This window comes from Aeromonas salmonicida (assembly GCF_028355655.1).
Classification (GTDB): domain Bacteria; phylum Pseudomonadota; class Gammaproteobacteria; order Enterobacterales; family Aeromonadaceae; genus Aeromonas; species Aeromonas salmonicida.
Window position 1 is genome coordinate 3,342,892 of record NZ_CP110645.1, and the last position, 22,703, is coordinate 3,365,594.

The window sequence follows — 22,703 nt, forward strand, 5'->3', positions numbered from 1 at the left end:
CCACCACTCACAACAAAGAACACAAAACAAATAAAATCATAACCTTACAATTCAAATTCAGACTCCCCCAGCAAACGTTTGGAAAGGGCCACTTCGCAAGAAGTGGCCCTTTTTATTTGCATCCTGTTTCCACCCCGTATCGAACGATTGAGCCGTTACTGACAGTTCATTCTGCTAACTCGCTGAGATGTTAAACAAATTTTCCCTGCTCTCCGGCGCCTCTCCGGCCATCTGCACCGCTTTATGCCAGGTGTTCGCCCTCCATCCTGCACGCTAGACAAGGAATAAAACGGCGCTTGTCCCTGCCGCTTATTGTGTCTCCTGTGCCTGGGCGCAGACCCAGTCGATAAAGGCCTGGATCTTGGGGCACTGACGGTTGGGCAAGGTTGCTATGTAGTAACGCTGCTCGCAGCGCACCTCCATGCCAGAGAAAGGGGCAACCAGTTCATGTCTGGCCAGCCGCTTGCTCACCAGGTTCTTGCGGCCCATGGCGACCCCGGCGTGATTCATGGCAGCTATGATGGCGAGATCGGAGCGATCGAACCCCATGTTCGACTGGCAGGCGTCGAGGGAGATGCCGCACTGGCGAGCCCAACTGCTCCACTCATCGCTGTCCGAGTCATAGCCCCAGGCCTGCCTGTCGTGCAGCAGGCGACAGCGAGGCAAGTGGTCAGGATTGTCCAGCAGCCCATGCTGCTCGGCATATTCGGGGCTGCAGACCGGCACCATGTACTCATCCATCAGCGGGTGGATGGCGAGCCGCTCAGGGAGTTTGTCATCGAAATAGATAGTCAGGTCTATGCCATAGCCGTGCAGATTGATGTTCTCGTTACCTGTCATGACGTTGAGATCGATCTGGGGATGCAGGCGAGAAAAATCCGCGAGTCTAGGCACCAGCCAGCACTGGGCGATGGAGGGGCGGGAGTAGACGGTCAGGGAACCGGACAGTTCCTGATGCTTGATCTCCAGGATCTCCTGATTGATGAACTCCAGCGAGGACTTGAGCGCCCAGAAGACTCTTTGCCCCTCTGCGGTCAGCATCACCTTGCGGTGAAAGCGCTGGAACAGCTTGAAACCGAGCTCCTCTTCCAGCGCACTGATCCTGTGGCTCACCGCACTGGGGCTCAGCGCCAGCTCATCTGCCGCCAGGGCAAAGGAGCTGTGGCGGGCCGCCGCCTCGAAGGTATGCAGCTTGGAGAGCTGATAACCGTTCAGCAGCTTGTTTCTCGATACGTAGTTGTCTTCGGTATACATCAGGCACGCCTCTTCACCCCCAAAAAACGCACAGATGATAGCCAGAAATCCCGTCTTTGGATGCAGCCAAACAACTCAAATTTCATCAAAGAAGATAAATGTGATGAATATGGCACCTTTGCATCAATTTGGATCATCCAAGACGCCATTTTCATCATTTGTCAGCCGCACGTCATTTTCATTCAATAGGCGCCTAATCATCACTCATGACACATAGAGGCGCAGTATGAATTCTGAAGTGTGGGTCGTCGGTACCTTGCTGACTAGCATCATTCTGATTGTCTTCACCATAGTGAAGGGCAAGGTACATCCTTTCCTCGCCTTGCTGCTGGCGAGCTTCTATGTGGGCACCATGATGGGGATGAACCCGGTCAAGATGGTCAACGCCATGGAAGAGGGCATAGGCGGCACGCTAGGCTTTCTCGCCGCCGTCATCGGCCTTGGCACCATACTCGGCAAGATGATGGAGATATCGGGGGCGGCGGAGCGCATCGGGCTCGCCCTGCAAAAGTGCCGCTGGCTCTCGCCTCAGGTCATCATGGTGCTGGTCGGTCTGGTGTGTGGCATTACGTTGTTTGTCGAAGTGGGAGTCGTACTGCTCATTCCCCTTGCCTTCTCCATCGCCCGCAAGACCAGAACCTCGCTGCTGACCCTGGCCATCCCACTCTGCACCGCCCTGATGGCCGTGCACTGCATAGTGCCGCCCCACCCGGCCGCCCTCTACGTCACCAATCAGCTGGGTGCCGACATAGGTTCCGTCATCGTCTATGGCCTCGCGGTCGGGCTGTTTGCCTCCCTGGTCGGCGGCCCGCTGTTTTTGAAGCTGCTCGGTAAACGGGTGCCGTTCAAGGAGGTGCCCGCCGCCTTTGCGAATATAGAGGCGCGCGACGAGGCAAGCCTCCCTACCTTAAGTGCCTCCCTCTTCACCGTGCTGCTGCCCATACTGCTGATGCTGGCCAAGACGGTGGCCGAGCTCAACATGGATCACGCAAGCGGCCTCTATACCCTGCTGGAGTTTATCGGCAACCCCATCACCGCCATGTTCATCGCCGCCTTCACAGCCTACTACGTGCTGGGGATCCGTCAGCACATGAAGATGGAAGGGCTGCTAAACCAGACCGAGCAGTGCTTCTCCTCCATCGCCAACATCCTGCTCATCATAGGGGCAGGCGGCGCCTTCAACGGCGTGCTCAAGGCGAGCGGACTGGGAGACAGCCTAGCGACCATCCTCTCCCAGCTGGACATGCACCCTATCCTGCTGGCCTGGCTGGTGGCCATAGTGCTGCACGCAGCCGTCGGCTCGGCCACCGTCGCCATGATGGGGGCCACAGCCATCGTCTCCCCCATCATGGTGCACTACCCCGAGATAAGCCCCGAGATCATGACGCTCGCCATCGGCTCCGGCGCCATTGGCTGCACCATGGTGACCGACTCCCTGTTCTGGCTGGTCAAACAGTATTGCGGCGCCACCCTGAACGAAACGCTCAAGTACTACACTACCGCCACCTTTGTCGCCTCCCTGATGGCGCTGGCCGGTACTTTCCTGCTCTCCTATATCGTGTAACAAGACCGAGACATCCCATGAAAAACATCGACGTCCAACAACTCATTACCCAATTTCCGCTGGTGCAATCCCTGATCGCACTCGAGCCCGTGACCTGGTTCAACCCCAAGGCCAGCACGCTGGCGCTTGGCCTGCCCTATGTGGGACTAGATGGCAGCGATGTGGCGGATGCCTCGGCCCGGCTTGCCCGCTTCGCCCCCTACATGTGCGAAGCCTTCCCGGAGACCCGCGCCAGCAATGGCATTCTGGAGTCCGAGATCGCCGCCATCCCGGCGATGCAGACAACGCTCAATGCGCGTTACGGTGTCGAGGTCACCGGCAAGCTGCTGCTGAAAAAAGACAGTCACCTGCCCATCTCCGGCTCCATCAAGGCACGCGGCGGCATCTACGAGGTGCTGACCCACGCCGAACGGCTGGCGATCAAGGCCGGGTTGCTGTGCGAAGAAGACGACTATCGCAAGCTGTTCACGGACGAGTTTCGCCAATTCTTCGGCCAGTACAGCATTGCCGTGGGCTCCACCGGCAACCTCGGCATGTCCATCGGTATCATGAGCGCCAAGCTCGGATTTACCGTCACAGTGCACATGTCCGCCGATGCGCGGGAGTGGAAGAAGCGCAAGCTGCGCGAACACGGCGTCATAGTGGTGGAGTATGCTGAGGATTACGGGGTAGCGGTGGAGCAGGGCCGCAAGGAAGCCGAACGCGACCCCAACTGCTTCTTTATCGACGACGAGAACTCCCGCACCCTGTTCCTCGGCTACTCGGTAGCCGGTGAGCGGGTGAAAACACAGCTCGACCAGATGGGCATCAAGGTGGATGCCGAGCATCCGCTGTTCGTCTACCTCCCCTGCGGCGTCGGCGGTGGCCCGGGCGGCGTGGCCTTTGGCCTGAAACTCGCGTTCGGGGATAACGTCCACTGCCTGTTTGCCGAACCCACCCACTCCCCCTGCATGCTGCTGGGGGTCCACACCGGCCTGCACGATCAGATTTCGGTGCAGGATCTGGGGATAGACAACCTCACCGCCGCCGATGGTCTGGCGGTGGGGCGCGCCTCCGGCTTCGTCGGCCGCGCCATGGAGCGACTGCTGGATGGCTTCTTCACCCTGAGCGATCAGGAGATGTATGACCTGCTGGGGCTGCTGGCGCGGGATGAGCAGATCAAACTCGAACCCTCGGCCCTGGCCGGCATGCCGGGCCCGTGGCGCATCACGGCCGATCGCGAGTGGCAGGCGGAACGCGGCTTCGATGCCGCTACCCTGGCCCGGGCCACCCACCTGGTATGGGCCACCGGCGGCGGCATGGTGCCCGCCGAGGAGATGGAAAAATACCTAGCCACCGCCAAAATTTGATCTTTTTTCACCCGATAAACCCGCCACCCTGGCGGGTTTTTCTCTTCATGGATCAGCAAGATGGCACACCCTTTGCCCTGAGCATGAGCACGTCACGTCTCCTCCTTCGGCTGCCAATCCCCCCAAGTTGGTTATTTTGTGATAGGATAGGGTCCGTTTTTTGACATCTGCGCCCAGTTCGCACCGTTATCCGGCGAGATCGCTACCCAATCCGGTGATAACAACGAACAGAGGTGCGCAGAAAAACAGTGACCTGGTTGAGTCAGGTCTGGCCGCAGTCGAGAGGCTGTTTTACCAGACGGGCAACACCCAAGGGCACCTTAGATAAGGAGATCGGGCAATGAAACAATATCAAAGCTGGCTGGGACAATATCTGATGAGTCGCCGCGATGGAGATCACGCCATGGCATCCGAGCTCGCCAACTCCATCTGCGAGTTCTGGCAGACCCAGGGTGACGAAGCCGAAAGCAGCAAATGGCAACAGCGCTATCAGCAACACGCAGAGCAAGCGCAGTAAGCCACTTGACTCTTCACCGATAAAAAAACCGGCGCTCATGGCGCCGGTTTTGCTTTTCAAGACCTTCTGGATCCCATTACATCTGGTCGACCATGTCCTGGGCAAACTCGGAGCAGGAGCGCAGGGTGGCGCCTTCCATCAGTCGCTCGAAGTCATAAGTGACCGTCTTGTTGGCGATGGCCGCTTCCATGCCCTTGATGATGAGATCGGCCGCTTCGACCCAGCCCATGTGGCGCAGCATCATCTCGGCAGAGAGGATCAGCGAACCCGGGTTGACCTTGTCCTGACCTGCGTATTTAGGCGCAGTGCCGTGAGTCGCCTCGAACAGAGCCACACCGTCGCCGATGTTGGCACCAGGGGCGATACCGATACCACCAACCTGAGCGGCCAGGGCATCGGAGATGTAGTCACCGTTGAGGTTCATACAGGCGATGACGTCGTACTCGGCCGGACGCAGCAGTATCTGTTGCAGGAAGGCATCGGCGATGACGTCCTTGACCACGATAGTCTTGCCGGTTTTCGGGTTCTTGAAGGAGCACCAGGGGCCACCGTCGATGAGCTGGGCATCGTACTCTTTCTGGGCCAGGGCATAGCCCCAATCCTTGAAGGCACCTTCGGTGAACTTCATGATGTTGCCCTTGTGCACCAGGGTCACGGAGTCGCGATCATTGTCGATGGCGTACTCGATGGCGGCACGCACCAGACGCTCGGTACCGGCCTTGGACATGGGCTTGATGCCGATGCCGCAAGACTCGGGGAAGCGAATTTTCTTCACGCCCATCTCGTTTTGCAGGAAGGCGATGACCTTCTTGGCTTCATCGCTGTCCGCCTTCCACTCGATACCGGCGTAGATGTCTTCGGCGTTTTCGCGGAAGATCACCATGTCGGTCAGGTCAGGACGCTTGACCGGGCTCGGGGTGCCTTCGTAGTAACGGACCGGGCGCAGGCAGATGTAGAGATCCAGCTCCTGACGCAGGGCCACGTTGAGAGAGCGAATACCGCCGCCGACCGGAGTGGTCAGCGGGCCCTTGATGGCCACGCAGTATTCACGAATGAAATCCAGGGTTTCGGCCGGCAGCCAGGCACCTTCGCCATAGATATGAGTCGACTTCTCGCCGGTATAGATCTCCATCCAGGCGATCTTGCGCTCGCCTTTGTAGGCTTTCTCGACCGCGGCATTGACCACATTCAACATGGCCGGGGTCACGTCCACACCGATGCCATCCCCTTCAATAAACGGAATGATCGGATGGTTGGGAACCTGCAGCTTGCCGTTGGCATCGACTGTGATTTTCTGGCCCTGGGTCGGGATAACTACTTTGCTTTCCATCGGCATCTCCTAACTTCCGTTTGTTATCAATCTGTAAGTTGCGCGCGGCCATCTTAGCCCATTCGTTTTCATAATCAAATGGCGAGCACGCATGTCAGACCATAGTCGAGTACTGGATCACAATGCGGCCGGCTCGCTCGCCCCTGCATACATTCGGCGCCATCCAACCCTGTTGTACTCGGGCCCAGACGGCGGCATGACTCATACCACCAGCCTATCCCCCTGCCCTTGCGGCTGACTCAGAGAGCGATACTGGGAGGGGGTCAGCCCGGTCTTTTGCTTGAACACCCGGCAAAAATAGTTCACATCGCCGTAACCACAGCGGCTCGCCACCTCCTCCAGCCGGAAGCGGTACTTTTTCAGCATGAATTTGGCCCTGTCGATCCGCACCCAGCTGATGTAATCGGCCAGGCGCATGTGGCCCTGCTCGCGAAACAGGTGGGAGAGATGGCTGGCCGACACATTGAAGCGGTGGGCGATGGAGTCGCGGGTGATGGGGCGGTGAAAATTCTCCTGGATATAGATGCAGATGCCATGAAACAGGTCTGCTCCTCTTGGCCGCTCGGCGGCGGATTCCGCCAGCAGCTGGCGGGCACTGGTGAGCAGCGCCTGCAACAAGTGGTTGTCGGTGGGGGAGCGGCCGGGATCCTCGGTCAGCACGTTGAGCGCCGCCAGTATGTGTTCGATCACGTGGCCGGCCCGCGCCATTATGCTGTGCTTTTGCACATCGAAAAAATCCGGGTCTTCCCGTCGCTTGCTCACCAGGCTGAAACCGAGCTGGCGCTTGCCAAACAGCAGGCTAAGCACCGAGCAGTCCGTGGTCCACAGCGGCTTGTTCCAACCGTTGGGGGGGATGTAGAGCGCCTGTCCCGGCAGCACGCTTATCTCCTTGCAGCCCAGCTCCTTGTCCCAGACCTGGTTGAGGTATTCGCCGCTGAACACCAGTTCGAGGCGGGGAAAGTTGACCTGATAGCTGAAACCGGGCGGCACCCCCTGATCCTGGGCAAACCAGATCTGCTCAAAAGGAGCTTGCTCATGGAGGGCGCCATCGAGCAGTTGGCTGAAGATAAGTGACATGCTGATCCTGATCAAATAGAGAGAGGCAAGCGGTTGCGGCGGCCACAACCGCCCATGTTATAGTCCGGCCCACAGCAGCAATGCCACCCTTTTCTTCACCCGACTTTCTTCACACTAAATGAGGCATCCCTTATGAGCAGTCGCGATCTGCCCTCTTTTTTGTTAATGCAAAATCCGATTCAAGGTTACGACTGGGGCAGCCATGACTCCCTCACTACACTGTTTGGCATCCCCAATCCAGCGGGCAAACCCCAGGCCGAACTGTGGATGGGCGCCCACTCCAACGGCTGCTCCGAGGTGACCCTGGCGGGCAGTGTCCAGAAGCTTTCGGCGGTGATCGACACAGCCCCGACCGCCGCACTGGGCGAGGCCACAGTCACCCGTTTCGGCAGCCTGCCATTCCTGTTCAAGGTGCTGTGCGCCGAGAAGGCCCTCTCCATCCAGGTGCACCCGAGCAAGGCCCAGGCCGAAGCTGGCTTTGCCAAAGAAGAAGCCGCTGGCATCCCCATCAAGGCGGGCAATCGCAACTACAAGGACCCCAATCACAAGCCGGAGCTGGTGTTTGCCCTCACCCCCTATCAGGCGATGAACGGCTTTCGCGCCATTCCCGCCATCCTGGTGCTGTTCGAGCGGGTCAAGCTGGCGGCCATCGCCGATCTGGTTGCGGCCTTTGCCGCCAGCCAGAACGAAGCGGGCCTGCAGCACTTCTTCCATCAGCTGCTGATTTTACAAGGGGCACGCAAGGAAGACGCCCTGGCGGGCCTGCTGACCTACGCCGCCGTACATCAGGATGAAGAAACCTTTGCGCTGATCACCAGCCTAGCCGCCCAGTACCCGGGGGATGTGGGACTCTTCTCACCGCTCTTGCTCAACGTGGTGACCCTGCAGCCGGGTCAGGCCATGTTCCTCGATGCCTGCACCCCCCACGCCTATGTGCGCGGTACCGGTCTCGAGATCATGGCCAACTCGGACAACGTGCTGCGCGCGGGTCTCACCCCCAAATACATAGACGTGGCAGAGCTGCTGGATTGCACTCGCTGCCTGCCCAAGCCAGATGACCAGATCCTGCTTGCCCCCCGCGTGGAAGGGGCAGTGCAGCACTTCGATGTACCGGTGCCGGACTTCACCTTCAGCGTCTATCCGGCGGGCGAGCATGGGCTCACCACCGCCAGCGCCGAGATCCTGTTTGCCATCGATGGTACTGTGACGCTCAAGCAGGGCGACAACACGCTGCGCCTCGAGAAGGGCCAGTCCGCCTTTGTCCCGGCCGCCACCGGCCACTACCAGCTGCTGGCCGAAGGCCGGGTCGCCCGCGCCGGCAACCGCTGCTAAGGCGTGAACCTGGCACGGGTTAAATGACTGAATAAACGCACAAGGGCCATCACTGATGGCCCTTGTTGTTTTTCTTTGGAAATCATCTTCACCCCTTGATGGCGCATACCACCTGGCGAATAAAAAACCCCACTGCCCTTGCGGGTGGCGGGGTTGTTCTTTTCTGCTTGATGACGATGACAACTGGCGTGGCTATTGGCCAGTGGCAGGATCAGGGGCTACTCTTCAACCTCTTCCTCTTCCGGTTGCCGTTCCCCTGCCCGTATCTGTTGCAGTTCATCGACTCTGACTTGCCACTTGTCGTGGGCCTGCTTGAGCTCCTGTTGCTTGAGCTCCTCACTCATGGCGTCGATCTTCTGGTCAAGTGTTTCCATCAGAATGTCTCCTTACATCATTGGGTTAGCATGACAAGGTTAAGACTGGCTGACGGCGCTATTGGCCAACCTGCTCACCTAGTCAGACACCCCGATCCCCATAACCGCCCAACGAAATAAACGATTGATTATCTATAAACCAATCTAAAAAATGGGTGATGGCTTCTTATGAAACCATGAAAACCATGCTCCCCAAGCCGGAAGCAAACCATTCTGCCCACTCAGATTGTGCTGCAATATCAAGGGGCTATGCATATACCCAAGGCGGCCAATCCCCTGCGACTGCTTATGCCTGGCCTCCTTTCCTTGCCCCGGCTTACCAGTACAGACATAGACAGCAAAAGAAGATCTCCCTCCCCGGCAGCACTTTTGCCAAACGGCTCACATTCAAGAGGCGGTTAAAGGTTTCAACACCCCGTCCCGACCTCCCCTTTTGCAAGAGAGCGGAGCCGCAACTCCTCTTGCCCATCATTCCAGATAAATAATCAAGCACTTGTTTTTAAACAGATTTAAATCCATTCAGCCCAGCGCTCACCTGACAATCAAAGTGCGAGCCTGCTCACAGGGCCGGGGCATTGACACAAAAATCCAGTAAAGGGCACATATATCCGATTTCGGTGACATGGCTTGGGCGAAACAATAGGCAGGTCAATCGTTTGCTCCATTCGTTACTCATATCACTAGGGCTCGCAGAGCCAGGAGACACCTATGCTCACCACCTTGATAGATGAAGGACTGATCTGCCTCGACATAGCGGCCAACGACAAGCAGGGATTGTTTGTCGAACTGGCCGCCCGGCTCAAAGCCTGCGGCAAGATAGGCAATCAGGATCAGTTCGTGCGCGACCTCTGGGCGCGGGAAAACCTCGACAACACGGGTTTTGAACAGGGAGTTGCCCTGCCCCACGCCAAGAGTGAGGCGGTATTGCAGCCTGCCATCGTCATCGGCATCAGCCGGCAGGGGATCGACTACGGCGCCGAAGATGGACTGCCCTCCAAACTGTTCTTCATGATTGCCTCCCCGGCGGGCGGCGCCAACCACCATATCGAGGTGCTGGCCGAGCTCTCCACCAAGCTGCTGGAGCCCGGCTTTATCCCCCGGATGCAGGCGGCCACCAGCAAGGCCGAGGTGCTGTCACTGCTGGCGGCCACGGCGCCTGTCGGCGTAGCCGGCAAGCAACCGGTGCGCGCCGAGGCAGCAGCTCAACCGAGAGCCAGTGCACCTGACCCCCAGGATCGCAGCATCAAGGCCCAGCTCAATACCCTCAAGCAGCATCTGCTGTTTGGCACCTCCCACATGATCCCCTTCATAGTGGCGGGGGGTGTGCTGCTGTCACTCTCGGTGATGATGAGCGGCAAGGGCGCCGTGCCCGAGGCGGGCGTGCTCAAGGACATGGCGGACATGGGGATAGCGGGGCTCACCCTCTTTACCGCCGTGCTCGGCGGCTACATCGCCTACTCAATGGCGGACAAGCCGGGTCTGGCGCCCGGCATGATCGGCTCCTGGATAGCGGTGCAGCAGTTCCACACCGGTTTTCTCGGCGCCATCCTGGTGGGCTTTATCGCCGGCCTCATCGTCAATCAGCTCAAACGCATAAAACTACCGGACTCCATGAGTTCGCTCGGCTCCATTTTCATCTACCCCCTCATCGGTACCTTCCTGGTGTGCGGCATAGTGATGTGGGTGATAGGGGCGCCCATCGCCGCCATGATGGAGGGGATGAACCACTGGCTCTCCAGCATGGCGGGCTCCGGCAAGGTGATGCTCGGTGCCATCTTGGGCGGCATGACCGCCTTTGACATGGGCGGCCCGGTCAACAAGGTAGCGACCCTGTTCGCCCAGACCCAGGTCAACACCCAGCCCTGGCTGATGGGCGGGGTCGGTATCGCCATCTGCGTGCCACCGCTCGGCATGGCGCTGGCGACCCTGCTCTCCCCCCGTCGCTACAAGAAAGAGGAGCGTGAAGCCGGTAAAGCCGCCGCCATCATGGGCATGATCGGCATCAGCGAGGGGGCCATTCCCTTTGCCGCCGCCGACCCGGTGCGCGTCATCCCGGCCATAGTCGCGGGCGGCATCGTCGGCAACATCACCGGCTTCATGATGCACAGCATCAACCACGCCCCCTGGGGCGGCTGGATAGTGCTGCCAGTGGTGGAAGGCAAGATGGGCTACATCCTGGGCACAGTGCTCGGCGCCCTGACCACGGCCCTTATCGTCAACCTGCTGAAAAAACCGGTGACCCAAGAAGAAGAGGCCACCACCCCGGATGGCGGCTATGAGGTCATCGAAGCGGAAGGTGAGGCAGACGTGCTCGCCATCACCGCCTGCCCCTCAGGCGTGGCCCACACCTTCCTCGCCGCCAAGAGCCTGCAGAAGGCGGCCGCCAAGGCAGGCATCAAGCTGAAAGTGGAGACACAAGGCGCCAACGGCATCATCAACCGCATCACGACAAAGGACGTGGCCAACGCCCGTTGCGTCATCCTGGCCCATGACGTGGCCATCAAGAACCGGGAGCGCTTCGCCAATATCGAGGTTATCGATGTGAAGACCAGGGAGGCCATCCACAACCCGGAAGGGCTGCTGGCCCGCACCCTAGCAAGCAGCAAGGTGGCCTGACGAGGGCGTTTAATCCGGTGTGCAACAGGAGGGGCCGAGGGCCCCTCCGTTTATTTCAACACCAGCTAAAGAGAACAGAGCCAACCTGCGAGCCGTACCGGCTACCCGGACGGGGATAGCACACTCAGCCCACGGAAGTATTAAAAACCCGCTACAAGCCTGAAAAGGCGGCCTCGAAATAACAACTGCCGCCCGAGGGCGGCGGGTCTCTATCCGGCAAGCAGCTCCTGCAGCGCCCCAATCAGGGCGTCGAGGCCTTTATCTACCTTAGATCGCGGGCAGCCGACGTTGAGGCGGATATAGCCTTTGCCTTCCGGGCCGTAGGTGTCGCCACGCATGATGGCGACCCGGTATTTCTCCACCAGCAAGGTTTGCAACTCATCCATCCGCTCGGTGGAGTCGATGCCGAGGCCGCTTAAGTCAATCCAGGCGAGATAGGTTCCCTCGGGCACCCGATAGTCGATGGCGGGGAAGGCGGCGTTGAGCCGAGCCGCCACATGGGTGAGGTTGCCGTGCAGATAGGCTCTCAGGGCATCGAGCCAGGCTCCGCCGTCCCGATAGGCGCTGATATGGGCCAGCACCCCGAGAATGGGCGGCGAAGACAGGCCATGGGCCGCCTTGAGTCGCTGCAGATAGGCGGCCCGCGCCTCGGCGTTGGCGATAAAGGCATAGGCGCCGCCAAGGGCAGGGATATTGAAGGATTTGGAGCCCGAGCTCACCAGCGCCCAGTGATCGTCCGCCGCCACCTCACTCCACGGCAGGTAGCGGGCAAAGCTCATATCCATATGGATGTCGTCCGAGATGACCTTCACCCCGTGGCGCTGGCAGATGTCGGCCATCCGACCCAATTCGTCCCGCGTCCAGACCCGGCCGGTGGGGTTGTGGGGGCTGCACAGCAGCAAAATCCGGCAATCGGTGCGGGCCGCCTGTTGCTCGAAACATTGCCAGTCTATCTGGTAACTCCCCTCTGCTTTTTTGAGTGGGCATGGCAGCAGCACCCTGTCGTTGGCGGCCAGCATATTACCGAAGGCGTCGTAGGCTGGGGTATGCACCAGCACCCCCTCCCCCGGCGCCGACCAGAGGCTCACCAGCTGGGCAATCACATAGATGACAGAGGGGCCATAAACCAGGGTTTCGGGGTCGAGCTCTGCCCCGTAGCGGCGGGCAAACCAGTCGCTCACCGCCCCCTTGAAGTCGCCGTGATTCCAGCGGCTGTAGCCAAATACCCCGTGTTCAAGCCGCGTTGCCAGGGTCTGGCGAATGCAGGGCGCTGTCGCGAAATCCATGTCGGAGATGGTAAAGGGGAGCAGGTCGGCATGGCCAAAGCGGTCGGCCACATAGTCCCACTGGGTGCAGTAGGTGCCGTGGCGGTCGATCTGGTGATCGAAATCATAAATATTGTGCATCTAGTTTCTCCCTCCATAAACAGGAGACATATTGGGAGAGGCAAAGAGGGGGGCTTGCGCCCCCCGTTCGGATCTTATTGGCCGGTTCAGGCCCCCATCAGGCTCTGCAGCTGGTTTTTCACCAGATGCACCTGCGGGCCGATCACCACCTGCAGGTTGTGCTCGTCGAGCTTGATCACCCCGATGGCGCCGTTCGCTTTCAATACCTTGTCATCGACCCGGCTCATGTCCTGCACCGACATCCGCAGGCGGGTGATGCAGTTATCCAGCGCGAGTATGTTATCGGCACCGCCCAAGGCGTTGAGGATGATTTCACCGTTGTAACCGCTGTTGCCTGCCTTCTTGCCCGCCGGTTGGGCGGTCTCGCTCGTCTCAATCTCCCGGCTCTCTTTTTCACGACCAGGCGTTTTCAGGTTGAAGCGCACTATGGCGAAGCGGAACACGCTGTAGTAGATGGCAAACCAGATGGCGGCCGCGACCGGCACCAGATACCACTTGGTGGCGGTGCCTTGCAGCACGCCGAACACCAGAAAATCGATGAGGTTGCCGTCGGTATTGCCTATGGTAACGCCGAGCAGCCCCATGGTCATAAAGCCGAGACCGGTCAGGATGGCGTGAATGACGTAGAGCACAGGTGCCACGAATAGGAACAGGAACTCGAGCGGCTCTGTGATACCGCCGATGACGCAGGCCACCACACCAGAGACCAGCAGCGCTTTGATCTTGCCGCGATTTTCCGGGCGAGCGCAGTGATACATGGCGAGCGCAGCACCCGGCAGGCCGCCGAGGAAGGCAGGCATCTTGCCCTGAGAGAGGAACGAAGTGGCAGAGACCGAGAAGCCGCTGGTATCGGCGCAAGAGAGCTCGGCGTAGAAGATATTGAGGGCGCCGCTCACCTCGTTGCCACACACAAGCGACGTGCCGCCCGCTTCGGTAAAGCGAATGAGCGCCACCAGAATGTGGTGCAGACCGAGCGGCAGCAGCAGACGCTCACCGGTACCGAACAGGAAGGGACCGAAGGGGCCGGCGTGGGAGATCAGCACACCGATACCGTTGATGCCGGCGGCAAACCAGGGCCAGGCGAAAGGCACGACCAGACCGACAACACCCAACACCAGCACTGAGATGATGGGCACGAAGCGGGCACCGCCGAAGAAGGCGAGCGCATCTGGCATCCGGTAGGTGTAAAAACGGGCGTGCAGTTTGGCGACGATCACCCCGACTATGATGGCCCCCAGAATGCCGGTGTCGATGGAGCTGATGCCGAGGATCGATTTCACCCCGTAGGCCTTCTCCGCTGCCGCGTCACCGATGACATTGGCCACGGTGAGGTAGAAGTTGATGGAGAGGTTCAGCGCCGCATAGCCGACGAAACCGGCAAAAGCGGCCACCCCTTTCTCTTCCCGCGCCAGCCCCAGCGGAATGGCGACCGCAAACATCACCGGCAGGTAGATAAAGGCCACCAGCCCCACCTTGGTCATCCAGAGGAACAGCAGTTGCAACACCATGTTGTCGAGGAAGGGCATGCTCTGCTTGACCGCATCGCTGGTAAGCGAACTGCCGACACCGAGCAGGATACCGGAGAAGGCCAGCAGGGCGACCGGCAGCATAAAGGTCTTGCCGAGGCTCTGCAGGAACTCCCATATGGTGGATTTGGCGGGGGACTTGGCCATGTGTCTGATCCTTGTGAAGTGAAGGTCACGTCTCGATGCCGATCTCCCGTACTGCACTCAGGGAGGGCTGGCAGGGAGAGAGACCGCATCAGGTTTTGTAGATGATAAAACGTTTTATCAACTCGCAAGTGCCGACAGGATCACAGAATGGCAGGCACAAATGGCGATTGGATCAAAATCTGTGAGCCAGATCGGCACAGCTGTAATGTAACGTTTCACTTGGGTATGCGAGGGGGTATGCTGTGGATCTCCGGTCTCTTTGCCCATGGCTGCAGCGCTCGCCCTATGTCGTCACAACCCATGCCATCCAAACCTATGTCGCCCAAACCGCTTGTATCGAAAAACGCCAAGATCACCGACGTGGCCCAGCTGGCGGGGGTCTCGGTCACTACCGTCTCCATGGTGCTCAACGGCAAGGGGCGTATCTCGCCGGCGACCGCCGAGCGGGTTCAGCAGGCCATCAAAGCGCTCGACTACGTGCCCAACAGCGCCGCCGCCAACCTGCGCAGCCAGCAATCCAACCTGGTGGGGCTGATCCTGCGCGACATCACGGATCCCTTCTATACCGAGGTCACGGCAGGGGTGAGCGAGGTACTGGAGCAGCAGGGCTATCTGCTGTTTCTGACCCAGTGCGGCCACAGCCCGGAGCGATTGCAGCAGAGCATCCAGTCCCTGTCACGCCAGGGGGTGGCGGGCATCATCTTCAATCCGGTGCGCGGCGCGGCGGCTAAAACCCTGGAGACCCTGCTGAGCTCACAGCTGCCGGTGGTGTGCGCCGCCCGCTCCTACTATCGGGATGACGTGGACTTTATCGGCCCCGACAACACCCATGCCGCCCAGCATGCCACCACTTATCTCATCGAGCAGGGCCACCGCCATATCGCCTACGTCGGCGGGCGGGCCGACTCCCTCACCCGCGCCGAGCGCATCGGCGGCTACTGCGCCAGCCTGCTGCAATACGGCCTCCCCTTCAAACCGGAGTGGGTACTGGAGTGCGAGCGCACCCAGCGCAGCGCCGCCGACACTATCGCCCAGCTGCTGCACCAGCACCCCAAGGTGACGGCTATTCTCTGCCACTACCCAGAGGTGGCGCTCGGCGGCATTTACGGGGTGGAGGCGAGCGGACGCACAGTGGGCAAGGACAACTACATAGGCCAACAGGTCGCCCTGCTCGGCTTTGACGACGTGGCAGAGGCCGAGCTCACTTATCCTGCCCTCACCTTCGTCAGCTCACCGGCACGGGAAATAGGCCGCCAGGCCGCCTTGCGGCTGCTGACCCGGATGCAGCAACCGGAGCTTGCCCCCAACCGCCATATCATCGCCCCCCATCTGCAGAAGCGGGCATCAGCCTGACCAGGCAGGCCTCGCCTTGTATTGTGAGTCGCCCCCCCTCCAGATGCCGGGTCGCTATCAACAAACAGGCCATTGGATGATCGGGAACCGATTATCACCACGCACTGCTGTCCCTTTCGGGTTTAGCCATTGACATGAGCAGTGAGCAATCAAGCCTCAAGGGGGTCGCATCCATGGCGCGGATGGATCACACTAGGCTGGCTAACAGGAATAAACTGACGGTGGTCAGGCTCTGTCTCTGCCTTGTGTTCACGCTGGCACATCCAGGACCTGCAGACGCAGAAAGCCGGGAAATGAGCAGCGCCACATTGTGTATCTTTACTGGAAAATGGAGTCTTCAGGATGAGAAATTGGATTCGTCTCGGTATTTTTACCCTGCTTTTGCACATAGGCGTGTCACCGGCGTTCGCTCAACAGAGCGAGCCGGTTCAGGTAACGTCAGGCATCCAATACCAGCTGATTGCACGCTGGGATCAGGATCAGCTGAACAAGATCCTGACCCGTGACACACCTGCCTTTGCCGGCATCACTGTCTCGTATACTCCCGCGCGCAATGCCGTGCGCCTCTACCGCATCAGCTACCACTCCGTCATCCCCGAGATGGGCAACAAGCCTACAGTGGCCTCTGGCCTGCTGGCTGTGCCTGACACCGGTGGCCAGGACTTTCCGACCGTCTCCTATCAGCACGGCACCGTCTATGGTCACAATGAGGTGCCCTCCTTTGCCGATCAGTCACCGGAAACCCAGTTGATGATCGCGCAGTTCGCGGGTCAGGGGTACCTGCTCATCGGTGCCGACTACTTTGGCCTCGGCACCTCGACCGAGCCGGAAGGCTATATGGTCAAGGGCAGCCATCAACAGGCCACATTTGATCTGCTGATGGCCAGCCGCGCCGTGCTCGCCCACATGCAGATCGTCAGCGACAAGCTGTTTCTGGCGGGCTGGTCACAGGGGGGCTTCGTGACCATGGCTTTCCTCGAGAAACTCGAAGCAGCCGGGGTCAAGGTCGATGGCGCCGCCACCGCCAGCGCACCGCTGGATGTCTACGCCTTGATGCAGGGCTTTCTGGTCTACCCGCGCAAGTTCGATGCCGTCTGGCTCAACAGCATCATGATCCTCTCATCCTTTGCCTACGAGCATTACTACGGCATACCCGGGCTCGCCCGCTCCTTGCTGACCGACGAGTATTACGACATTGCCAAGAAGGCCTATGACAGAGAGCCCTTCAATCCGTCCGACATCACCACGGATCTGCACAAGCTGATCCGTCCGGCCTATTTCGACCCTCACTATTTTGCCAACTCGGCGTTCGGCAAGCTGATCGGCTCAGCACACGCCTACCGCTGGGTCATACAGTCACCGGTTCGCAACTACTACGGGGAAACCGATGAGGCAATCACACCGGGAGTCGGTCGCATGGCGATGACATATGCCCAATCCATGGGATCGGGCAACCAGAACGTCGAGGCCATCTCGACCGGCCCGACCACCCATCGCGGCACCTTCGCCACCGCAGTCCCCCAGTGGAAAGCCTGGTTCGATAAGGTTGCAAAGCCAAAGTGACCTCGGCACCTGCCCCCCCGGCAAAACGCCGGGGAGTCAGGTGGCAAACACCCCCAGCCCCGGTATCTGCATGGGTATCGGGTTCTTGCTCTGCATCACAGACCTTGCTGCTCTCGTTGACCGCACCACCACAGCCCATCCCCCGATAACCGAAGCGGTTCACGTTTTTTTCATCTGAAAGGGAGTAGAGTAAGCAATCACCAAGTTGATGTTTTTATTGAAAAAGCCCCTACGGGTGATGGAATGGCCTGGTGCCCTTAACCCTCGGTGGAACGCCATGATGAAGAAAAATGCGATTGCCCTGACCCTGGCCAGCCTGTTGGCGCTGCCAGTGTTTATCCCCTCCGATGCCTGGGCGGCCCCTGTGCGCTCCCTGCAAAAGGAGCAAAATTACGATCAGTACATCAGCAAGCGCCAGGTGGTTGATCAACTGCTGGCGGATGCCTGGCAGGTCTTCAAGTCGCCGGCTCGTATCTCCACTGCCGGTTTCACCGCCAAGATGCCGAGCAACATGGAGCAGGTCACAGAGCTGCTGCTGCAGGCCTATCAGCTCGAACCCTACCGCACCGATCTGCTGATCTCGGCAGCCAACGCCCAGATTTACAACGGCAACGTGGACAAGGCCATCACGCTGTTCGAGCAGGGTCTCAGCACGGCACCAGACGATCTGGATTTGAACACCTATCTCGCCACCTGGCAGCGGTTCAAAGGCAATCAGGGCAAGGCTGATGACTATTTCAAGCGGGTGAGCGAGCTCAACAGCGGCCGCGCCGCCGACCTGAAAGGCATCTTCGATACCATAGACAGAGTCAATGCCACTCCACTCAAGGAGCGTCAGGGCCGGGAAAAGAAAAAGGGGCGGCAAGCCATCGTCACCCTGGGGTATGCCCTCAACCCGGATGGCAGCATGCACGAGATCCTGCTGGGCCGACTGGAGACCACCCGCTCCCTGGCACAGGCCAATCCGGCTGCGCTGATCATACTGACAGGTGGCGTGCCCCAGAACCGCCAGACCGAAGGCAAGCTGATGGCCGACTGGCTGGTAAAGAAAGGGGTAGATCGCTCGCGCATCATTGAGGAGAACTACGCCACCAGCACGGTGGAAAATGCCCTCTACAGCGGCTATGCCCTGGCCCGTCACCAGATCCAGTATGCGACCCTGGTGAGCTCCGCCAGCCACGTGCGCCGTGGCCAGACCCTGCTGGAGATCGCCTGCTGGCAGAGCGGTCCCACCGGGATCCAGATAGACAGCGTCAGCTACCCGGACAAGCCGCTCTCGGCACTGGCCAAGATGAGCGACAGCGAACTGCTCGGCATCTACCGCGATGCGCTGCGCACCTACGGCCTCTGGAGTTACCGCTCCGCTCCCCTGCTGGAGCGCTAATAGCCAGCACCCGGCCAGAAAATAAACATGCCCACTTCATGAGTGGGCGTTTTTATTTGGTCCGCTCTCGCCCAGGTGGCGACAGCTCACTATTATCTTATTTACCATCCACAGGAAGAGGCCGCCAGCGTGGCGAAAAGGCAACCAAAATACAGGAGCAACAGCCGCCAGCAGATAGCGGCCATCATCAAGTCGCCTATATTTAAAACTATATTGGCAACCTGGCAGACAAGGTAACGAAACCCACAAAAAACACCTAACTAATTGTTTAATTACATCTTTTAAATATCAGATGCAGGGATGAGTAAATTGAAAATAATGGCTCTGCACACAACAGTTACTATCTATCTTATTATTTAATGTCTTTCATTTATTTTTGATATAAACAACAGCAATATTTGCACACAATTAATCGCTGCGTTTCATCTTGTTCATTCGCTTACCATCCGTTTGTTCAGGCAATACGATGGAAACAAACGATGAAATACACACTGATGATTTCTCTACTGGCACCCACCCTGTTGGCGGGCTGCGAACTGGAAAAGAAAGAGGATCCCCCCTTCAAGGGACAACATATCACCGCCGCCTATGACACAGGTGTCGTCTGTCGCCAATTGCAGCAGGAGTGGCAGCAAGATGACATCGCCAGTCAGCTCAGTTGCCACTACCTGACGGTACCGCTGGATTACGACAAGGAGTGGGTCGACGTCAAACAGACCAAATGGGAGAAGCGCCCTGCACCCACCACAGCAACCTCCTTCCTCTCCGGCAACACGACTCGCTTCTCATCCCCTTCCTGGTCAGATAGCACAACCCGGTTCTCGACTCCCTCCTGGTCAAACGGCACCAACCTGGGTCAGGTCAAGCAGGAGACCCGCAAGGTCAAGGGTGACAGCATCGATCTCTTCTATGTGCACTATCGCGCCACCGGCGACTATCGCGGCACCCTCTTTTTCAACCCGGGCGGCCCCGATTCAGCAACCCCGAGGATGGGCCCCCTGCTCACCGCGCTGCGCAGTGCCGATCCTGACATTCTCAGACATTACGATATCGTCACCATGGACCCCAGAGGGGCTGGTTACAGTGCACTCGGACACGAGCTCAGAAGCTGCCTGCTAAAAGACAAAAACGGCGTCAAACCTGACATGACCCCAAGCGAGCTCGCCAGATTATTCATTGAACGGGACAAGGGCGCCCTGCCGGCGCTGAACAACAGCGGCGATCACGGCAAGGCTCTCAGCAAACTGATACAGGAGCGCTGCGACGAGCCATTTCGTCGTTATGCACCCCATCTGGGCTCCCAAGCCATAGTGCAGGACATGGATCGCCTGCGCCAACACCTGGGGCGTGACAAGATCACTCCCCTCACCTTCTCCTATGGCACCCGCCTCGCAGCTCTCTACGCCCAGCGCTACCCGAGCCACGTGGCCGATGTGATCGTCGACTCTTCCATGTCTCCGAGCGAGGATCGCTATCCAGCCATCTTCCAAGAGGATGCCGCTAATGCGGGCCGTGTCTTCAACTGGCGCTTTGGCGCCCAGGCGCTGCAACGCAGCGTGGAGGTGACCCGGCAGGTGCGCGACAAGGGCCTGTATGTCGATAACCAAGGCAATACTCTGGATCACAAGCAGTGGGAGGCGGTCATGGGAGATGCGCTCACCGGGCAAGAGGGCTACGACCAGCTGGCGTTCTGGCTGCAGGACGATGCCAGCGAACTGCTGGCTCGTCTCGCCAAAGAGCAAGAGGGGAACAATCCCTACGAGGAGATCATGGGCGGTCCCTTCTTCTCCGCCATTCACTGCACCGACAACGGCCAATCTTACCGCTGGCAGGATCTGGATCCGGAAGATGCCAGCTTCCAAGGTGCGGGGGCTTTTATGCTGGATAACAGCTTCCATGCCTGCGCAGATTGGCCCTATCCCCGCAAGCCAGTGCCCACTGTGGACGCCGGAGAGATTGCGCTCCCAGCTGGATCATTGGCACTGGTACTAGGGGCAGAGTATGACCCCATAACCCCTTTCAGCAATACGCGCCAGATGCAGGCCGCCTTTGGGCAGGCGGCCCGTCTGGTCAGAGTCGAGCAGAGCAACTTCCATGTTCAGCTGGGCAGTGTCCAATGTGCCAATCAGGCCCTCAGCACCCTGCTGCTGGGCGACAGGCAAACACTGATGCGGGAGCAAAGCTGCAAGGCTGATTGAGCACTTGCCCTGCCCCACAAAAAACCAAACAAGAAGCCCGCCGAATTGGCGGGCTTCTTTATCGATGGCACAAAGAGATCAGGCGGCGACCAACTGCTCCAGATCCTGGCGAGTGAGGCGCTTGGCATCGATTTTCACGTACACAGAGCGCTCTGCACTGGCCAGCATCACATCGCTCACCCCCTCGCAGGCGCGGATCTTCTGCTCCAGCGCCGGACTCGCCTCCACACCTTCCGGCAGCACGATGCGCAGGCTGCTCACATAGGGGGGCTCCTGCATGGTCAGGCTCACACCGAGCCAGATCAGGGCCAGCAGGGCGCAGCAACCAAACACCAGTGCACCGCCTCCCAGACTGTAAAAGAGCCCGCCCAGGCTGCCACCAAGAGCCACGCCAATAAACTGGCTGGTGGAGTAGACCCCCATGGCGGTGCCCTTGTAACCGGGGGGCGACTCCTTGCTGATGAGGGATGGCAGCAGGGCCTCCATTACGTTGAAACCGATAAAGAAGAGCTGCAACCCGGCGAGCAGGCCCCACAGCTGCAACCCGGCCTGCCACAGCACCACTTCGGCGATCAGCATCACCAGCACGCAAGCCTGGAATACCCGCTTCATCTGGCGGTGCTTCTCGGCATAGATGATGAACGGCACCACGCTCACAAAGGCGACCAGCATGGTGACCAGATAGGCCTGCCACTGACTGTCGCGGGGCAGACCGGCTTGTTCGAGCAGCGGCGGCAGCGCCACGAAGCTCGACATCAGCAGGGTATGGACGCACAAAATGCCGAGGTTGAGTTTGAGCAGGCGCGGGTTGGTAAGCACGGTGCGCATCCCTCCCCTGACCATGCTGGACTCGCGGTTGAGCAGATGACTGGTCGGGGTCGGCACCAGCCAGAGGGTGATGCCAATGCCCCCAAGGGCCAGCAAGGCTATCAGCCAGAACAGGCCGGAGAGCCCCAGCGCATGGGTAATCAGGGGGCCCGTCACCATGGCAATGGCGAAGGTGATGCCAAAGCTCACCCCGATAAAAGCCATCGCCTTGGTGCGGTTCTGCTCACGGGTGAGATCTGACAGCAGCGCCATGACGGCGGCCGAGATGGCACCGCTGCCCTGCAAGGCGCGGCCGAGGATGACGCCCCAAATGGAGTGAGTCAGTGCCGCGATCACGCTGCCCAACGCAAACATCAGCAGGCCGCCGACGATCAAGGGCTTTCTGCCGATGCGATCAGAGAGCAGGCCGAACGGGATCTGGAACAGCGCCTGGGTCATGCCATAGATGCCGATGGCCAGACCAATCAGGGCTTCGGAGGCGCCGGCCAGTGACATGCCATAGGTAGTCAGCACCGGCAGCACCATAAACATGCCGAGCATGCGCAAAGAAAAGACGGAGCCGAGCGCCCAGGTGGCGCGGCGCTCGCCCCTCGTCATGGTGAAATCATTCATGATGGCCTCGATAGGTCAAAGAGAGAGCAGAGAAAAGGGGCGGATGACAAAGCACGCCGCACCCGAAAAAGCCGACAATGCGCCCCAGAGGGCGGGCCTCATAATAACAGAGCCGGGAAGGTTCCCGGCTCTGGATTTCATGCATTTAGGGGTGCAGTTCACACTATCAGGGCAGCATGCTCACCAGCACGGGCGCGGCGTCCGGCTGGAAGTCCACCGACATCATCACGCTCAGGCAAGTGAAGATGACGACGACGATGGAGAACATGTCAG

Annotated in this window: 16 protein-coding genes and 1 pseudogene; 9 read left to right on the top strand and 8 right to left on the bottom strand. The window is 59.4% G+C overall.

Translation table 11 applies throughout. The features are described from left to right. Positions 1-309: 309 nt before the first annotated feature. Positions 310-1,254, bottom strand: a complete 945-nt coding sequence (gene dsdC, locus ONZ54_RS15630) for a DNA-binding transcriptional regulator DsdC (protein WP_271786614.1) — start codon at positions 1,252-1,254, stop codon at positions 310-312. A gap of 226 nt (positions 1,255-1,480) precedes the next feature. On the opposite strand from dsdC, the gene dsdX reads away from it, so the two are divergent. The 3 genes from dsdX to ONZ54_RS15645 all read left to right on the top strand — a co-directional run bounded on the left by dsdX (position 1,481) and on the right by ONZ54_RS15645 (position 4,684). Further along, positions 1,481-2,818 (top strand): D-serine transporter DsdX, encoded by a 1,338-nt coding sequence (dsdX, locus tag ONZ54_RS15635; RefSeq protein WP_271786615.1) that lies wholly within the window; start codon positions 1,481-1,483, stop codon positions 2,816-2,818. Between the two features lie 17 nt (positions 2,819-2,835). Continuing rightward, complete coding sequence (locus tag ONZ54_RS15640) at positions 2,836-4,167, top strand: D-serine ammonia-lyase (RefSeq protein WP_271786616.1); 1,332 nt, start codon at positions 2,836-2,838, stop codon at positions 4,165-4,167. Between the two features lie 340 nt (positions 4,168-4,507). Then, positions 4,508-4,684: a hypothetical protein gene (locus tag ONZ54_RS15645; protein WP_005312753.1), complete on the top strand. Its 177-nt coding sequence runs from the start codon at positions 4,508-4,510 to the stop codon at positions 4,682-4,684. Between the two features lie 76 nt (positions 4,685-4,760). Here ONZ54_RS15645 and icd read toward each other — a convergent pair whose 3' ends face one another. Beyond that, complete coding sequence (gene icd / locus ONZ54_RS15650; protein WP_043134755.1) at positions 4,761-6,014, bottom strand: NADP-dependent isocitrate dehydrogenase; 1,254 nt, start codon at positions 6,012-6,014, stop codon at positions 4,761-4,763. Between the two features lie 201 nt (positions 6,015-6,215). Next, complete coding sequence (locus tag ONZ54_RS15655) at positions 6,216-7,091, bottom strand: helix-turn-helix transcriptional regulator (RefSeq protein ID WP_219590278.1); 876 nt, start codon at positions 7,089-7,091, stop codon at positions 6,216-6,218. 132 nt (positions 7,092-7,223) lie between these two features. Here ONZ54_RS15655 and manA point away from each other — a divergent pair, with 132 nt between their 5' ends. Continuing rightward, the gene (gene manA, locus ONZ54_RS15660) at positions 7,224-8,423 is read left to right on the top strand and encodes a mannose-6-phosphate isomerase, class I (protein ID WP_271786617.1); all 1,200 of its coding nucleotides are present in this window, start codon (positions 7,224-7,226) and stop codon (positions 8,421-8,423) included. Between the two features lie 218 nt (positions 8,424-8,641). Here manA and ONZ54_RS15665 read toward each other — a convergent pair whose 3' ends face one another. Continuing rightward, positions 8,642-8,797 (bottom strand): hypothetical protein, encoded by a 156-nt coding sequence (locus tag ONZ54_RS15665; RefSeq protein WP_005312738.1) that lies wholly within the window; start codon positions 8,795-8,797, stop codon positions 8,642-8,644. 708 nt (positions 8,798-9,505) lie between these two features. On the opposite strand from ONZ54_RS15665, the gene ONZ54_RS15670 reads away from it, so the two are divergent. After that, a complete protein-coding gene (locus tag ONZ54_RS15670) occupies positions 9,506-11,413 on the top strand; it encodes a PTS fructose transporter subunit EIIC (RefSeq protein WP_271786618.1) in 1,908 nt (635 codons plus the stop codon). A 209-nt stretch (positions 11,414-11,622) separates the two neighbouring features. Here ONZ54_RS15670 and ONZ54_RS15675 read toward each other — a convergent pair whose 3' ends face one another. Then, on the bottom strand, positions 11,623-12,819 hold the full coding sequence (locus tag ONZ54_RS15675) for a MalY/PatB family protein (RefSeq protein WP_271786619.1): 1,197 nt from the start codon (positions 12,817-12,819) through the stop codon (positions 11,623-11,625). An 86-nt stretch (positions 12,820-12,905) separates the two neighbouring features. Further along, positions 12,906-14,492 carry a maltose/glucose-specific PTS transporter subunit IIBC gene (malX, locus tag ONZ54_RS15680; RefSeq protein WP_271786620.1) on the bottom strand — a complete coding sequence of 529 codons (1,587 nt, stop codon included), beginning with the start codon at positions 14,490-14,492 and terminating at the stop codon, positions 12,906-12,908. A 315-nt stretch (positions 14,493-14,807) separates the two neighbouring features. Here malX and ONZ54_RS15685 point away from each other — a divergent pair, with 315 nt between their 5' ends. The 4 genes from ONZ54_RS15685 to ONZ54_RS15700 all read left to right on the top strand — a co-directional run bounded on the left by ONZ54_RS15685 (position 14,808) and on the right by ONZ54_RS15700 (position 20,990). Beyond that, positions 14,808-15,845, top strand: a complete 1,038-nt coding sequence (locus ONZ54_RS15685; protein WP_271788293.1) for a Mal regulon transcriptional regulator MalI — start codon at positions 14,808-14,810, stop codon at positions 15,843-15,845. A gap of 342 nt (positions 15,846-16,187) precedes the next feature. After that, on the top strand, positions 16,188-17,408 hold the full coding sequence (locus ONZ54_RS15690) for an alpha/beta hydrolase family protein (RefSeq protein WP_087756147.1): 1,221 nt from the start codon (positions 16,188-16,190) through the stop codon (positions 17,406-17,408). A gap of 280 nt (positions 17,409-17,688) precedes the next feature. Further along, the gene (locus ONZ54_RS15695; RefSeq protein WP_271788294.1) at positions 17,689-18,792 is read left to right on the top strand and encodes a YdcF family protein; all 1,104 of its coding nucleotides are present in this window, start codon (positions 17,689-17,691) and stop codon (positions 18,790-18,792) included. A 479-nt stretch (positions 18,793-19,271) separates the two neighbouring features. Next, positions 19,272-20,990 carry an alpha/beta fold hydrolase gene (locus tag ONZ54_RS15700; RefSeq protein WP_271786621.1) on the top strand — a complete coding sequence of 573 codons (1,719 nt, stop codon included), beginning with the start codon at positions 19,272-19,274 and terminating at the stop codon, positions 20,988-20,990. A gap of 78 nt (positions 20,991-21,068) precedes the next feature. On the opposite strand, the gene ONZ54_RS15705 is transcribed toward ONZ54_RS15700, so the two are convergent. Both ONZ54_RS15705 and ONZ54_RS23350 read right to left on the bottom strand, forming a co-directional pair. Then, positions 21,069-22,430 (bottom strand): MFS transporter, encoded by a 1,362-nt coding sequence (locus tag ONZ54_RS15705; protein ID WP_271786622.1) that lies wholly within the window; start codon positions 22,428-22,430, stop codon positions 21,069-21,071. A gap of 166 nt (positions 22,431-22,596) precedes the next feature. Then, a pseudogene (locus ONZ54_RS23350) lies at positions 22,597-22,698 on the bottom strand (heme o synthase); the annotation flags it as partial. Positions 22,699-22,703: the final 5 nt, after the last annotated feature.

Excerpts from the sequence above, each read along its gene's own strand:
- ONZ54_RS15670 (WP_271786618.1), top strand. The coding sequence starts at position 9,506 with ATGCTCACCACCTTGATAGATGAAGGACTGATCTGCCTCGACATAGCG.
- ONZ54_RS15685 (WP_271788293.1), top strand. The coding sequence starts at position 14,808 with ATGTCGCCCAAACCGCTTGTATCGAAAAACGCCAAGATCACCGACGTG.
- ONZ54_RS15690 (WP_087756147.1), top strand. The coding sequence starts at position 16,188 with ATGAGAAATTGGATTCGTCTCGGTATTTTTACCCTGCTTTTGCACATA.
- manA (WP_271786617.1), top strand. The coding sequence starts at position 7,224 with ATGAGCAGTCGCGATCTGCCCTCTTTTTTGTTAATGCAAAATCCGATT.
- ONZ54_RS15665 (WP_005312738.1), bottom strand. The coding sequence starts at position 8,797 with ATGGAAACACTTGACCAGAAGATCGACGCCATGAGTGAGGAGCTCAAG.
- ONZ54_RS15695 (WP_271788294.1), top strand. The coding sequence starts at position 17,689 with ATGAAGAAAAATGCGATTGCCCTGACCCTGGCCAGCCTGTTGGCGCTG.
- ONZ54_RS15645 (WP_005312753.1), top strand. The coding sequence starts at position 4,508 with ATGAAACAATATCAAAGCTGGCTGGGACAATATCTGATGAGTCGCCGC.
- malX (WP_271786620.1), bottom strand. The coding sequence starts at position 14,492 with ATGGCCAAGTCCCCCGCCAAATCCACCATATGGGAGTTCCTGCAGAGC.
- dsdX (WP_271786615.1), top strand. The coding sequence starts at position 1,481 with ATGAATTCTGAAGTGTGGGTCGTCGGTACCTTGCTGACTAGCATCATT.
- ONZ54_RS15640 (WP_271786616.1), top strand. The coding sequence starts at position 2,836 with ATGAAAAACATCGACGTCCAACAACTCATTACCCAATTTCCGCTGGTG.
- ONZ54_RS15655 (WP_219590278.1), bottom strand. The coding sequence starts at position 7,091 with ATGTCACTTATCTTCAGCCAACTGCTCGATGGCGCCCTCCATGAGCAA.
- ONZ54_RS15705 (WP_271786622.1), bottom strand. The coding sequence starts at position 22,430 with ATGAATGATTTCACCATGACGAGGGGCGAGCGCCGCGCCACCTGGGCG.
- ONZ54_RS15675 (WP_271786619.1), bottom strand. The coding sequence starts at position 12,819 with ATGCACAATATTTATGATTTCGATCACCAGATCGACCGCCACGGCACC.
- dsdC (WP_271786614.1), bottom strand. The coding sequence starts at position 1,254 with ATGTATACCGAAGACAACTACGTATCGAGAAACAAGCTGCTGAACGGT.
- ONZ54_RS15700 (WP_271786621.1), top strand. The coding sequence starts at position 19,272 with ATGAAATACACACTGATGATTTCTCTACTGGCACCCACCCTGTTGGCG.
- icd (WP_043134755.1), bottom strand. The coding sequence starts at position 6,014 with ATGGAAAGCAAAGTAGTTATCCCGACCCAGGGCCAGAAAATCACAGTC.